The 12,865-nt window shown below is 63.3% G+C and carries 21 protein-coding genes; all 21 read left to right on the top strand.

All coding sequences use genetic code 11. The features are described 5' to 3' along the window. Window positions 1-111 precede the first annotated feature (111 nt). The 21 genes from rpsL to rplF all read left to right on the top strand — a co-directional run bounded on the left by rpsL (window position 112) and on the right by rplF (window position 12,858). Entirely contained in the window at window positions 112-486 is a 375-nt protein-coding gene (gene rpsL / locus AB3X08_RS17225; protein WP_003469157.1) for a 30S ribosomal protein S12, read from the top strand. Window positions 487-498: 12 nt separating this feature from the next. Then, window positions 499-966 carry a 30S ribosomal protein S7 gene (rpsG, locus tag AB3X08_RS17220; protein WP_003469159.1) on the top strand — a complete coding sequence of 156 codons (468 nt, stop codon included), beginning with the start codon at window positions 499-501 and terminating at the stop codon, window positions 964-966. 140 nt (window positions 967-1,106) lie between these two features. Continuing rightward, window positions 1,107-3,197, top strand: coding sequence for an elongation factor G (gene fusA, locus AB3X08_RS17215; RefSeq protein ID WP_184411726.1), 2,091 nt, complete (start codon window positions 1,107-1,109; stop codon window positions 3,195-3,197). Window positions 3,198-3,287: 90 nt separating this feature from the next. Continuing rightward, complete coding sequence (gene tuf, locus AB3X08_RS17210) at window positions 3,288-4,478, top strand: elongation factor Tu (protein WP_184411725.1); 1,191 nt, start codon at window positions 3,288-3,290, stop codon at window positions 4,476-4,478. A 484-nt stretch (window positions 4,479-4,962) separates the two neighbouring features. After that, window positions 4,963-5,298 carry a 30S ribosomal protein S10 gene (gene rpsJ / locus AB3X08_RS17205; protein ID WP_003470680.1) on the top strand — a complete coding sequence of 112 codons (336 nt, stop codon included), beginning with the start codon at window positions 4,963-4,965 and terminating at the stop codon, window positions 5,296-5,298. 11 nt (window positions 5,299-5,309) lie between these two features. Further along, window positions 5,310-5,960 carry a 50S ribosomal protein L3 gene (rplC, locus tag AB3X08_RS17200; RefSeq protein WP_184411724.1) on the top strand — a complete coding sequence of 217 codons (651 nt, stop codon included), beginning with the start codon at window positions 5,310-5,312 and terminating at the stop codon, window positions 5,958-5,960. A 12-nt stretch (window positions 5,961-5,972) separates the two neighbouring features. Continuing rightward, entirely contained in the window at window positions 5,973-6,578 is a 606-nt protein-coding gene (gene rplD / locus AB3X08_RS17195) for a 50S ribosomal protein L4 (RefSeq protein ID WP_048490092.1), read from the top strand. Further along, window positions 6,575-6,874, top strand: a complete 300-nt coding sequence (gene rplW, locus AB3X08_RS17190; protein ID WP_003470672.1) for a 50S ribosomal protein L23 — start codon at window positions 6,575-6,577, stop codon at window positions 6,872-6,874. The genes rplD and rplW overlap by 4 nt, the downstream gene beginning before the upstream one ends. Before the next feature lie 10 nt (window positions 6,875-6,884). Next, window positions 6,885-7,712: a 50S ribosomal protein L2 gene (gene rplB / locus AB3X08_RS17185; RefSeq protein WP_184411723.1), complete on the top strand. Its 828-nt coding sequence runs from the start codon at window positions 6,885-6,887 to the stop codon at window positions 7,710-7,712. A gap of 6 nt (window positions 7,713-7,718) precedes the next feature. Beyond that, window positions 7,719-7,988, top strand: a complete 270-nt coding sequence (rpsS, locus tag AB3X08_RS17180) for a 30S ribosomal protein S19 (RefSeq protein ID WP_003470666.1) — start codon at window positions 7,719-7,721, stop codon at window positions 7,986-7,988. A gap of 12 nt (window positions 7,989-8,000) precedes the next feature. Next, window positions 8,001-8,336: a 50S ribosomal protein L22 gene (gene rplV / locus AB3X08_RS17175; protein ID WP_003470663.1), complete on the top strand. Its 336-nt coding sequence runs from the start codon at window positions 8,001-8,003 to the stop codon at window positions 8,334-8,336. A gap of 18 nt (window positions 8,337-8,354) precedes the next feature. Continuing rightward, a complete protein-coding gene (rpsC, locus tag AB3X08_RS17170) occupies window positions 8,355-9,089 on the top strand; it encodes a 30S ribosomal protein S3 (protein WP_003470660.1) in 735 nt (244 codons plus the stop codon). A 5-nt stretch (window positions 9,090-9,094) separates the two neighbouring features. Further along, window positions 9,095-9,508, top strand: coding sequence for a 50S ribosomal protein L16 (gene rplP, locus AB3X08_RS17165; protein WP_003470657.1), 414 nt, complete (start codon window positions 9,095-9,097; stop codon window positions 9,506-9,508). After that, window positions 9,508-9,693 (top strand): 50S ribosomal protein L29, encoded by a 186-nt coding sequence (gene rpmC / locus AB3X08_RS17160; protein ID WP_039007513.1) that lies wholly within the window; start codon window positions 9,508-9,510, stop codon window positions 9,691-9,693. The genes rplP and rpmC overlap by 1 nt, the downstream gene beginning before the upstream one ends. Before the next feature lie 11 nt (window positions 9,694-9,704). Then, window positions 9,705-9,974 (top strand): 30S ribosomal protein S17, encoded by a 270-nt coding sequence (rpsQ, locus tag AB3X08_RS17155; protein WP_179570572.1) that lies wholly within the window; start codon window positions 9,705-9,707, stop codon window positions 9,972-9,974. A gap of 14 nt (window positions 9,975-9,988) precedes the next feature. Next, window positions 9,989-10,357: a 50S ribosomal protein L14 gene (gene rplN / locus AB3X08_RS17150; RefSeq protein ID WP_003486699.1), complete on the top strand. Its 369-nt coding sequence runs from the start codon at window positions 9,989-9,991 to the stop codon at window positions 10,355-10,357. A gap of 15 nt (window positions 10,358-10,372) precedes the next feature. Then, the gene (rplX, locus tag AB3X08_RS17145; protein ID WP_184411722.1) at window positions 10,373-10,690 is read left to right on the top strand and encodes a 50S ribosomal protein L24; all 318 of its coding nucleotides are present in this window, start codon (window positions 10,373-10,375) and stop codon (window positions 10,688-10,690) included. An 11-nt stretch (window positions 10,691-10,701) separates the two neighbouring features. Further along, window positions 10,702-11,244 (top strand): 50S ribosomal protein L5, encoded by a 543-nt coding sequence (gene rplE, locus AB3X08_RS17140; RefSeq protein ID WP_010341606.1) that lies wholly within the window; start codon window positions 10,702-10,704, stop codon window positions 11,242-11,244. A gap of 106 nt (window positions 11,245-11,350) precedes the next feature. Next, on the top strand, window positions 11,351-11,656 hold the full coding sequence (gene rpsN / locus AB3X08_RS17135; RefSeq protein ID WP_184411721.1) for a 30S ribosomal protein S14: 306 nt from the start codon (window positions 11,351-11,353) through the stop codon (window positions 11,654-11,656). 259 nt (window positions 11,657-11,915) lie between these two features. Next, window positions 11,916-12,314, top strand: coding sequence for a 30S ribosomal protein S8 (rpsH, locus tag AB3X08_RS17130; RefSeq protein ID WP_184411720.1), 399 nt, complete (start codon window positions 11,916-11,918; stop codon window positions 12,312-12,314). 16 nt (window positions 12,315-12,330) lie between these two features. Next, on the top strand, window positions 12,331-12,858 hold the full coding sequence (gene rplF, locus AB3X08_RS17125) for a 50S ribosomal protein L6 (RefSeq protein ID WP_369934001.1): 528 nt from the start codon (window positions 12,331-12,333) through the stop codon (window positions 12,856-12,858). The last annotated feature ends 7 nt before the right edge of the window (window positions 12,859-12,865 follow it).

Raw genomic sequence — 12,865 nt, 5'->3', positions numbered from 1 at the left:
GACGGAGCTTTTACTTGCCCGCTATACTTTCCTGTCTCGGCAGGCCGTCCTTCGGCCTGCCTTCGTTTTCACGCATCCAGGCCCCACGGCCTCAATCAGAAGAATCCACTGATGGCGACGATCAACCAGCTGGTCCGCAAGCCGCGGCAGGCGACCACCTACAAGAGCGCCTCCCCGGCGCTTGACAAGTGCCCGCAGCGCCGTGGCGTCTGCACGCGCGTGTACACCACCACCCCGAAGAAGCCGAACTCGGCCCTGCGTAAGGTCGCCAAGGTGCGCCTGACGAACCAGGAAGAGGTCATCAGCTACATCGGCGGCGAAGGCCACAACCTGCAGGAGCACTCCGTGGTCCTGATCCGCGGCGGTCGCGTCAAGGATCTGCCGGGCGTGCGTTACCACACCGTGCGCGGTTCGCTCGATGCCGCCGGCGTCGCCAAGCGTCGCCAGGGTCGTTCCAAGTACGGCGCCAAGCGTCCGAAGAGCTAAGGGAAAGCACAAATGTCTCGTAAAGGTTCTACTCCGCAGCGCACCGTCCTGCCGGATCCCAAGCACGGCAGCGAAACCATCGCCCGTTTCATCAACATGGTGATGCTGAGCGGCAAGAAGTCGGTCGCCGAGAAGATCGTCTATGGCGCAATGGACGTCATCGGCGAGAAAAACCCGAACGCGGTCGAGCTGGTGCAGAAGGCGCTGGACAACGTCGCTCCGGCGGTCGAAGTCAAGTCGCGTCGCGTCGGCGGTGCCACGTACCAGGTGCCGGTCGAGGTGCGTTCCTCCCGTCGCATGGCGCTGGCCATGCGCTGGCTGATCGACTCGGCGCGCAAGCGCGGCGAGAACTCGATGCCGCGCAAGCTCGCGGCCGAGCTGGTCGACGCCTCGGAAAACCGTGGTGGCGCCATCAAGAAGCGTGAAGAAACCCACCGCATGGCGGAAGCGAACAAGGCGTTCGCGCATTACCGCTGGTGACCTTCCGGGCCTTGGAAACAGGGCCCGTCAGCACAATCTACATGTGCTGCTAGTGGCGCCGCTGAGCGCCGCACAAATCCGAAGGCCGCCGCAAGGCGGCGTTCGGCCATCCGCAATCCAAGAATTCTGAGAGGCTCCCTGTGGCCCGCAACACTCCCATCGAGCGTTACCGCAACTTCGGCATCATGGCTCACATCGATGCCGGCAAGACCACCACCTCCGAACGCATCCTGTTCTACACCGGCGTCAGCCACAAGATCGGCGAGGTGCATGACGGTGCCGCGACGATGGACTGGATGGAGCAGGAGCAGGAGCGTGGCATCACCATCACCTCCGCCGCGACCACCGCGTTCTGGAGCGGCATGGACAAGTCGCTGCCGCAGCACCGCTTCAACATCATCGACACCCCCGGGCACGTCGACTTCACCATCGAAGTCGAGCGTTCGCTGCGCGTGCTCGACGGCGCGGTGTTCGTGCTGTGCGCGGTCGGCGGCGTGCAGCCGCAGTCCGAGACCGTGTGGCGCCAGGCCAACAAGTACGCGGTGCCGCGTCTTGCCTTCGTCAACAAGATGGACCGTACCGGCGCCAACTTCGACAAGGTCGTCGAGCAGCTGAAGTCGCGCCTGGGTGCCTACCCGGTGCCGATGCAGGTGCCGATCGGCGCCGAGGACGGCTTCGAGGGCGTGGTCGACCTGCTCAAGATGAAGGCCGTCCATTGGGACACCGCCTCGCAGGGCACCGTGTTCGAGTACCGTGACATCCCCGCCAACCTGGCCGACAAGGCCGTCGAGGCGCGCGCGTTCATGGTCGAGGCCGCGGCCGAAGCCAATGAAGATCTGATGGACAAGTACCTCAATGAGGGCGAGCTGTCCGAAGAGGAGATCATCAATGGTCTGCGCGAGCGCACCCTGAAGGTGGAAGTGGTGCCGGTGTACTGCGGCACCGCGTTCAAGAACAAGGGCGTGCAGGCGATGCTCGACGGCGTGATCCAGCTGCTGCCGTCGCCCAGCGACCGTCCGCCGGTCAAGGGCATCGACGAGGACGACAAGGAAGACAGCCGTCCGGCCACCGACACCGCGCCGTTCTCGGCGCTGGCGTTCAAGATCATGACCGACCCGTTCGTGGGTTCGCTGACCTTCTTCCGCGTCTACTCCGGCACGCTGAACTCCGGCGACCAGGTGTACAACCCGGTCAAGTCGAAGAAGGAGCGCGTGGGTCGCATCCTGCAGATGCACTCCAACAATCGCGAAGAGATCAAGGAAGTGCGCGCGGGCGACATCGCCGCGGCGGTGGGCCTGAAGGACGTCACCACCGGCGACACGCTGTGCGCGCAGGACCACATCATCATCCTGGAGCGCATGGTGTTCCCGGAGCCGGTGATCTCGATGGCGGTGGAGCCGAAGACCAAGTCGGACCAGGAAAAGATGGGTATCGCGCTGAGCCGTCTGGCCCAGGAAGATCCCTCGTTCCGCGTCAACACCGACGAAGAGTCCGGCCAGACCATCATCCGCGGCATGGGCGAGTTGCACCTGGAAATCATGGTCGACCGCATGAAGCGCGAGTTCAACGTCGAAGCCAACGTCGGCAAGCCGCAGGTGGCCTACCGCGAGACCATCCGCAAGGCGGTCAAGCAGGAAGGCAAGTTCGTGCGCCAGTCCGGCGGTAAGGGCCAGTACGGTCATGTCGTGCTCGAGATCGAGCCGCAGGAGCGTGGCCTGGGCTACACCTTCGAGAACGCGATCGTCGGCGGCGTGGTGCCGAAGGAATACATCCCGGCGGTGGACAAGGGCATCCAGGAAGCGGTGGCCAACGGCGTGATGGCCGGCTACCCGATCGTGGACATCAAGGTGCGCCTGATCGACGGCTCGTACCATGACGTCGACTCCTCGGAAATGGCGTTCAAGATCGCCGGCTCGATGGGCTTCAAGGAAGGCTTCAACAAGGCCAACCCGGTTCTGCTGGAGCCGATCATGAAGGTCGAAGTGGTGACCCCGGAAGACTATCTGGGCGACGTGATGGGCGACGTCAGCCGTCGTCGCGGCATCCTGCAGGGCCAGGACGACAGTCCGTCCGGCAAGGTGATCAACGCGATGGTGCCGCTGGGCGAAATGTTCGGTTACGCCACCACGCTGCGCTCGATGTCGCAGGGTCGCGCTACGTTCTCGATGGAATTCGACCATTACGCCGAAGCGCCGGCGAACATCGCCGAGTCGGTCATCAAGAAAAGCTGACATTAGCGAGACGGGATTCGGGACGCGGGCATCGCCAGTCCCGCATCCCGCTCCCTTGTCCCCAATTACGAATTACAAGGTAAATACATCATGGCAAAGGGTAAGTTCGAGCGCACCAAGCCGCACGTCAACGTCGGCACCATCGGTCACGTCGACCACGGCAAGACCACGCTGACCGCGGCGCTGACCAAGATCGGCGCAGAGCGCTTCGGCGGCGAGTTCAAGGCGTACGACGCGATCGACGCGGCGCCGGAAGAGAAGGCGCGCGGCATCACGATCTCGACCGCCCACGTGGAATACGAATCGCCGACGCGCCACTACGCGCACGTCGATTGCCCGGGCCACGCGGACTACGTGAAGAACATGATCACCGGTGCGGCGCAGATGGACGGCGCGATCCTGGTGTGCTCGGCCGCTGACGGCCCGATGCCGCAGACCCGCGAGCACATCCTGCTGTCGCGCCAGGTCGGCGTGCCGCACATCGTGGTGTTCCTGAACAAGGCCGACATGGTCGACGACGCCGAGCTGCTTGAGCTGGTCGAGATGGAAGTGCGCGAGCTGCTGAGCAAGTACGACTTCCCGGGCGACGACACCCCGATCATCCACGGTTCGGCGCGTCTGGCGCTGGACGGTGATCAGAGCGAGATCGGCGTGCCGGCGATCCTGAAGCTGGTGGATGCGCTGGATACGTTCATCCCGGAGCCGCAGCGCGACGTGGACAAGCCGTTCCTGATGCCGGTGGAAGACGTGTTCTCGATCTCGGGCCGCGGCACCGTGGTGACCGGTCGTATCGAGCGCGGCGTGATCAAGGTGGGCGACGAAATCGAAATCGTCGGCATCCGCGCCACGCAGAAGACCACGGTCACGGGCGTGGAAATGTTCCGCAAGCTGCTGGACCAGGGCCAGGCGGGCGACAACGCCGGTCTGCTGCTGCGCGGCACCAAGCGTGACGACGTGGAGCGCGGCCAGGTGCTGTGCAAGCCGGGTTCGATCAAGCCGCACACCGAGTTCGAAGCCGAGGTGTACGTGCTGTCGAAGGACGAGGGCGGCCGTCACACCCCGTTCTTCAAGGGCTACCGTCCGCAGTTCTACTTCCGCACCACCGACATCACTGGCGCGTGCCAGCTGCCGGAAGGTGTGGAGATGGTGATGCCGGGCGACAACGTGAAGATGGTGGTCACGCTGATCAACCCGGTGGCGATGGACGAAGGCCTGCGTTTCGCGATCCGCGAAGGCGGCCGTACCGTCGGCGCCGGCGTGGTGGCCAAGATCATCAAGTAATGCCCGCTGCGGCGACCTCGGTCGCCGCAGTTTGACGATGTGCAGGCGGCTTCGGTCGTCGGGTTCAGCGAAGGGTCGGCGCAAGCCGGCCCTTCGTCGTTTTCGCGCAAGGGCGGGGCGGTACAAGATTCTTGCCGCGACATGTTGCGGGCAGGTGAAACAGCCGCTATAATACGCGGCTCGGCATTCCTGGGTAGGGTGCCGGATACACCGCGAAAAGAGAGGCAGGACGCCCCTCGTGTTCGCCAGACCGGGAAGGTCGCGCTGCATGAAGCAATCAACGGCCTTGCGCTGTTGACGTTGTTTTATCTGCGCATTATACTTTTCCGTCTGGGCAGGCCGGGTAACTGGTCTGCCTCAGTTTTTGGGCGGAGGAATGGCCCTCGCCAGCTGGATGCTCGGCGGCATACGACATCAGGAAATAATCGGGGCAGGTATCCCAGAGGCCTTGCCCGTCGCTCTTTTAACGAAGGAACCCACCGCCATGGCGGAGCAAAAGACCGGTCAGAAAGCGGATCAGAAGATCCGGATTCGGCTGAAGGCGTTCGATCATCGTCTGATCGACCGTTCGGCCAGCGAGATCGTTGAGACGGCTAAGCGGACCGGCGCGCAGGTGCGCGGCCCGATCCCGTTGCCGACCAAGATCGAACGCTACACCATTCTCGTTTCGCCGCACGTCGACAAGGACGCGCGCGACCAGTACGAGACTCGCACGCACAAGCGCGTGCTCGACATCATCGGCCCTAACGACAAGACCGTGGACGCGCTGATGAAGCTCGAGCTCGCGGCGGGCGTCGATGTCCAGATCAAGTTGACCTGAGGACTACGACCATGACGAAGAAATATTCGTTGGGCTTCGTGGGCCGCAAGGCCGGCATGAGCCGCGTCTTCACCGAAGACGGCCGCTCCATCCCGGTGACCCTGATCGAAGCGACCCCGAACCGCATCACCCAGCTCAAGACCGTCGAGAGCGACGGCTACAGTGCCGTGCAGATCACCGTGGGCGCCCGTCGCGCCGCGCTGGTCAACAAGCCTGCTTCCGGCCACTTCGCCAAGGCGAAGGTCGAAGCCGGGCGCGGCCTGTGGGAGTTCCGCGTTGAAGACGCGCAGCTGGGCGATTACGCCATCGGCGGCGAGATCAAGGCGGACATCTTCGAGGTCGGCCAGAAGGTCGACGTCCAGGGCGTCACCAAGGGCAAGGGTTTCCAGGGCACCATCAAGCGGTACAACTTCCGCATGGGCGATGCCACCCACGGTAACTCGCTGTCGCATCGCGCCCCGGGTTCGCTGGGTCAGCGCCAGACCCCGGGTCGCGTTTTCCCGGGCAAGAAGATGTCCGGCCACATGGGCGCGGTGCAGCAGAGCACGCAGAATCTGGAAGTGGTCAAGGTCGACGTCGAGCGTGGCCTCATCGCCATTCGCGGCGCTGTGCCTGGCGCTGCCGGTGGCGACGTGATCGTGCGTCCGGCTAGCAAGGCATAAGGAGAGATGACGATGGAACTCGTTATCACGGGTAGCAACAACAAGGTCTCGGTCTCCGACGCCGTGTTCGGTCGCGATTTCAGCGAGGACCTGGTTCACCAGGTCGTCGTCGCCTATCGCAACGCCGGCCGCGCCGGCACCAAGGCGCAGAAGACGCGTTCGGAAGTCAACGGCACCACCAAGAAGTCGAAGAAGCAGAAGGGCGGCGGCGCTCGCCACGGCGCGCTGACGGCTCCGATCTTCGTCGGCGGCGGCGTGACCTTCGCGGCCAAGCCGCGCAGCTTCGAGCAGAAGGTGAACCGCAAGATGTATCGCGCCGCGATCTGCGCGATCCTTTCGGAGCTCAACCGCCAGGGTCGCCTGATGGTCGTCGATGCGTTCGACGTCGAGGCCAGCAAGACCAAGGGCCTGATCGAGAAGCTGAAGGGTCTGGAAGTGGGCAAGCGCCCGCTGATCGTGACCGAAGAAGCGTCCGAGCATCTGTACCTGTCGGCGCGCAACCTTCCCTATGTGGAAGTGCGTGACGTGCAGGGCCTGGATCCGGTGTCGCTGGTCGGGGCCGATACGGTCGTGATCACCGCCGATGCGGTCAAGAAGGTCGAGGAGTGGCTGGCATGAGCAGCAACGAAAAAATCTTCAGCGTGCTGCGTGCTCCGCGTGTCTCCGAAAAGACCGCGCGCCTGCAGGAACTCTCCAATCAATACGTCTTCGAGATCTCGAGCGAAGCCACCAAGGCCGATGTCAAGGCCGCGGTCGAGCAGCTGTTCGACGTCAAGGTCGAGTCGGTCAACGTGTTGAACGTCAAGGGCAAGAACAAGTCCTTCCGTTCGCGCAGCGGTCGTCGCGGCGATTGGCGCAAGGCGTACGTGCGTCTGGCCGAAGGCCAGTCCATCGACGTAACGGCCAAGGCCTGAGGTCCATCCCATGCCATTGATGAAATTCAAACCCACTTCCGCAGGCCGTCGTTCGGCCGTGCGCGTGGTCACGCCCGATCTGCACAAGGGCGCGCCGCATGCCGCGCTGCTCGAGCCGCAGAGCAAGTCCGGTGGTCGTAACCACCATGGCCGCATCACCACCCGTCACGTCGGCGGTGGCCACAAGCAGCATTACCGCCTGATCGACTTCAAGCGCAACAAGGAAGGCATTCCGGCGCGCGTGGAGCGGATCGAATACGATCCGAACCGCACCGCCCATATCGCCCTGCTGTGCTATGCCGACGGCGAGCGCCGCTACATCATCGCGCCGAAGGGCCTGAAGGCCGGCGACCAGGTGATCGCGGGTTCGGATGCGCCGATCAAGACCGGCAACACCCTGCCGCTGCGCAACATTCCGGTCGGTACGACGGTGCACGGCATCGAGCTGAAGCCGGGCAAGGGCGCGCAGATCGCGCGTGCCGCCGGCGCCGCGGTGCAGCTGGTCGCGCGTGAAGGCATCTACGCCACCCTGCGTCTTCGCTCCGGCGAAATGCGCAAGGTGCCGGTCGAGTGCCGCGCCACCATCGGCGAAGTCGGCAACGACGAGCACAACCTCGAGAAGCTGGGCAAGGCAGGCGCCAAGCGCTGGCGCGGCGTGCGTCCGACCGTTCGCGGTGCGGCCATGAACCCCGTCGATCACCCGCACGGTGGTGGTGAGGCGAAGGCCGGTCAGGGTAATCCGCATCCGGTCACCCCGTGGGGTGTGCCGACCAAGGGTTACAAGACGCGCCATAACAAGCGCACCGAACAATTCATCGTCCGCGATCGTAGGGGCTAATCGACCATGGCACGTTCACTCAAGAAAGGCCCGTTCGTCGATCACCACCTCGTCAAGAAGGTGGAGGCCGCGGCCGGCAGCAAGCGTCCGATCAAGACCTGGTCGCGTCGCTCGATGATCCTGCCGGAGATGGTGGGTTTCACCATCGCCGTGCACAACGGCAAGAACCACGTTCCGGTGCTGGTCAACGAGAACATGGTCGGCCACAAGCTCGGCGAATTTGCCGTCACCCGGACCTTCAAGGGTCACGGTGGCGACAAGAAGTCGAGCCGGTAAGGAGAGATGACGATGGAAGCGAAAGCAATCCTGCGCACTGCGCGCATCTCCCCGCAGAAGGCCCGCCTGGTCGCCGACCAGGTGCGCGGTCTTTCCGCCGAGCGGGCGGTCAACCTGCTGAAGTTCTCGGATAAGAAGGCTGCCCACCTGATCAAGAAGGTGGTGGAGTCGGCGATCGCCAATGCCGAGAACAACCAGGGCGCGGATGTCGACGAGCTGAAGGTCAAGACCATCATGGTTGATGAAGGTCCGACCCTGAAGCGTTTCATGGCGCGGGCGAAAGGCCGCGGTACCCGCATCCTCAAGCGCACCAGCCACATCACTGTGGTTGTGGGCGCCGCCAAGTAAGCGGAAAGGATAAAGACGATGGGTCATAAAGTTCATCCGATTGGAATCCGCTTGGGTGTCTCCAAGGACTGGAATTCCAAGTGGTACGCCAACAAGGGCGAGTTCGCCGGTTACCTGGCGGCCGACCTCAAGGTTCGCGAAATGCTGCGCAAGAAGTTGGCGCAGGCGGGCATCAGCAAGATCCTGATCGAGCGTCCGGCCAAGACCGCGCGCGTGACGATCCACACCGCCCGTCCGGGCGTGGTGATCGGCAAGCGCGGTGAGGACATCGAGAAGCTGCGCAAGGAAGTGAGCGAGATGATGGGCGTCCCCGCCCACATCAACGTCACCGAAGTGCGCAAGCCGGAGCTGGATGCGCAGCTGGTCGCCGAGTCGATCGCGCAGCAGCTGGAGCGTCGCATCATGTTCCGCCGCGCGATGAAGCGCTCGGTCGGCAACGCGATGCGCCTGGGTGCCCTGGGCATCAAGGTCAACGTCGCCGGCCGCTTGAACGGTGCGGAAATCGCCCGTTCCGAGTGGTACCGCGAAGGCCGCGTGCCGCTGCATACGCTGCGTGCCGACATCGACTATGGCTTCGCCGAAGCCAAGACGACCTACGGCATCATCGGCATCAAGGTTTGGATCTACAAGGGCGAGATCTTCGATTTCTCCCAGGTTGGCCAGGAAAAGCAGGACGATTCCCCGCGCAACGATCGTAACGATCGCGGCGACCGTGGTGACCGTCCGTCGCGTCCGGCTCGTGAAGCGAGGTAACGGCAATGTTGCAACCCAAGCGAACCAAATACCGCAAGATGCACAAGGGCCGTAACGACGGCCTGGCATGGAGCGGCAACGCCGTCAGCTTCGGCGAGTACGGGCTGAAGGCCACCGCGCACGGTCAGCTGACCGCGCGCCAGATCGAAGCGGCGCGCCGCTCGATCAGCCGCTACGTCAAGCGCGGCGGCAAGATGTGGATCCGCGTGTTCCCGGACAAGCCGATCACCAAGAAGCCGATCGAAGTGCGAATGGGCTCCGGTAAGGGTAACGTCGAGTACTGGGTCGCCCAGATCCAGCCCGGTCGCATGATCTATGAAATCGAAGGCGTCGGCGAAGATGTCGCGCGCGAGGCGTTCCGCCTGGCCGCTGCCAAGCTTTCGGTGACCACCACCTTCGTCACCCGGACGGTACGCTGATGGACATCAAACAACTCCGCGAGAAGTCGGCTGACGATCTGAAGGCCCACCTGACCGATCTGCGCAAGGAGCAGTTCGCCCTGCGCATGCAGCAGGTCACCGGGCAGCTGCCGAAGACCCACGAAACCCGCCGGGTGCGCCGCGAGATTGCTCGCGTGAAGTACCTGATCGGCAGCACGAAGTAAGGATGGCCGCCATGAGCGACACTAACGAAAGCAAGACGCTGCGCACGGTCGAAGGCCGCGTCGTCAGCAACAAGATGGACAAGACCGTCACCGTGCTGGTGGAGCGTCAGGTCAAGCATGCGTTGTACGGCAAGTACATCAAGCGCTCGACCAAGCTCCATGCGCACGACGCCGACAACGCCTGCAACGAAGGCGATGTGGTGCGCGTGACCGAGATTGCGCCGATGTCCAAGACCAAGAACTGGCGGGTGGTGGAAATCGTCACCCGTTCGGCCGAATAAGGGAGATCTGAATCATGATCCAGATGCAGAGCTACCTCGACGTCGCCGACAACTCCGGTGCCAAGGAAGTGATGTGCATCAAGGTGCTCGGCGGCTCCAAGCGCCGCTACGCGCACATTGGCGACATCATCAAGGTCACCGTCAAGGACGCGATCCCGCGCGGCAAGGTCAAGAAGGGCGAAGTCTACGACGCCGTCGTGGTGCGTACCCGCAAGGGTGTGCGTCGTCCCGACGGTTCGCTGATCCGCTTCGACGGCAACGCTGCGGTGTTGCTCAACAACAAGCAGGAGCCGATCGGCACGCGCATCTTCGGGCCTGTTACCCGCGAGCTGCGTTCCGAGAAGTTCATGAAGATCGTCTCGCTCGCTCCTGAAGTGCTGTGAGCGGAGGACATACACATGGCTAACCGTATCAAGAAGGGCGACCAGGTTGTCGTCACTGCCGGCAAGGACAAGGGCAAGCAGGGCGAAATCGTCCGCGTCGACGGCGATCGGGTGATCGTCTCCAACGCGAACATCGTCAAGCGCCACACCAAGCCGAACCCGCAGGCAGGCGTTGCCGGCGGCGTGGTCGAGCGTGAAGCGTCGATCCATATCTCCAACGTGGCGATCGTCAACCCGGCGACGGGCAAGGGCGAGCGCGTTGGCTTCAAGGTGCTGGAGGATGGACGCAAACTGCGTGTGTTCCGCTCCAGCGGTGAGGCGCTCGACGCCTGAGGAATGACACAATGACTTCCCGTCTCGAAAAGATTTACAAGGAAGAAGTGGTACCGGCTCTGATGAAGAAGTTCGGTTACACCAATCCGATGGAAGTGCCGAAGCTGGTCAAGGTCACGCTGAACATGGGCGTGGGCGAGGCGGCGACGAACAAGAAGATCCTGGAAAACGCCGTGGCCGACATGGCCAAGGTCTCCGGCCAGAAGCCGGTCGTCACCAAGTCGCGTATCTCGGTGGCGTCGTTCAAGATCCGCGACGGCTGGCCGATCGGCTGCAAGACCACGCTGCGTCGCGCCAAGATGTACGAGTTCCTGGATCGCCTGATCAACATCTCGCTGCCGCGCGTGCGCGACTTCCGTGGTGTGTCCGGTCGCTCCTTCGACGGTCGCGGCAACTTCAACATGGGCGTGAAGGAACAGATCATCTTCCCGGAAATCGACTTCGACGCCGTCGATGCGATCCGCGGCATGGATATCGCCATCACCACCACCGCCAAGACCGACGCCGAAGCGAAGGCGCTGCTCGAAGCGTTCAAGTTCCCGTTCCGTAACTGATTGACGCCGGGATTCGGGATTCGGGATTCGGGAGGAAGGGCGTCAGGCCCGCCACCCGGCTTCCGCAGATCTCAAATCCCCAATCTCGAATCCCGAGGATTTACAGATGGCAAAGACCTCCATGGTCAACCGCGACATCAAGCGCAAGAAGCTGGCGAAGAAGTTCGCCGACAAGCGCGACGCGCTGAAGAAGATCATCGCCGCCGACAGCTCGTCCTACGACGAGAAGGCCGAGGCCGTGGTCAAGCTGCAGAAGCTGCCGCGCGATTCGTCGCCGAGCCGCCAGCGCACCCGTTGCGAGCTGTCCGGTCGTCCGCGCGCCGTGTACCGCAAGTTCGGCCTCGGCCGCAACATGCTGCGCAAGGCGACGATGAACGGCGACGTGCCGGGCCTGCGCAAGGCCAGCTGGTAACAACCGGCGGTCCCGGCTCCGTTCGCGGAGTTCGGGGCGGGGCGATCGACCGCCCGCTTGCTGTTCCGTCAACGAGTCCGACGCAAGTCGGACTTTTTGTCGTATAATCCCGCTCCTTGCCTGCGCCTAGCAGGGCGAGTCGCAGTAGGCCCTGGCCTTCTCCAGGACGTTCTACGCTGCATATCACCGCTTCATTCCACAGCTTCACATCACAAGATTTTCGCGAAAGCGGATATCGGTGCACTCAAAGGTAGACACCATGAGCATGACTGATCCCATCGCCGACCTGCTGGTCCGCATCAAGAATGCGGCCGCGGTTGGCAAGCCGACGGTGAAAATGCCGTCCTCCAAGATCAAGGTAGCGATCGCAGAAGTGCTGAAGGCCGAAGGCTATATCGGCGACCTGCGCGTCAACCAGATCGAAAACAACAAGTCCGAGCTGGAAATCGTGCTGAAGTATTTCGAGGGCCGTCCGGTCATCGATACGCTCAAGCGCGTGTCCCGTTCGGGCCTGCGCCAGTATCGCGGTAAGGCCGAACTGCCGAAGGTTCTCGGCGGTCTGGGCGTTGCCATCATTTCCACGTCCAAGGGCATCATGACCGATGCGCAGGCCCGTCAGGCCGGCGTCGGTGGCGAAGTCCTGTGCTTCGTGGCCTAAGGGAAGGAGTAAGTAAATGTCCCGCGTAGCCAAGAAGCCGATCTCCCTCCCGAAGGGCGTCGAACTGAATGTCCAGCCCGAGCTGGTGAGCGTCAAGGGCCCGAAGGGCACCCTGTCGCTGCCGAAGCCGGCTGGCGTCGAAATCAAGCAGGAAAACGGTGTCGCCACGCTGTCGGCGAACGAGCCGTCGCAGATCGCCATCACCGGTACCGTTCGCGCGATCCTGGCGAACATGGTGCACGGCGTGTCCGAAGGCTTCGAGCGCAAGCTCGAGCTGGTCGGCGTCGGCTACCGCGCCACGATGCAGGGCAAGGACCTGAGCCTGGCGCTCGGTTTCTCGCACCCGGTCGTGTTCAAGGCGCCGGAAGGCATCACCCTGGCCGCCCCGACTCAGACCGAGATCCTGGTGCAGGGCGCCGACAAGCAGCGCGTCGGCGAAGTCGCCGCCAAGATCCGCGGTTTCCGTCCGCCGGAGCCCTACAAGGGCAAGGGTGTGAAGTACGCCGGTGAAGCCATCATTCGCAAGGAAGCCAAGAAGGCCTAATGCAGGT

Origin of the sequence: Xanthomonas sp. DAR 34887 (genome assembly GCF_041245805.1) — a bacterium.
Classification (GTDB): Bacteria; Pseudomonadota; Gammaproteobacteria; order Xanthomonadales; family Xanthomonadaceae; genus Xanthomonas_A; species Xanthomonas_A tesorieronis.
The sequence above is the reverse complement of the archived record's forward strand: the minus strand, read 5'-3'. Positions and strand labels throughout refer to the sequence as shown.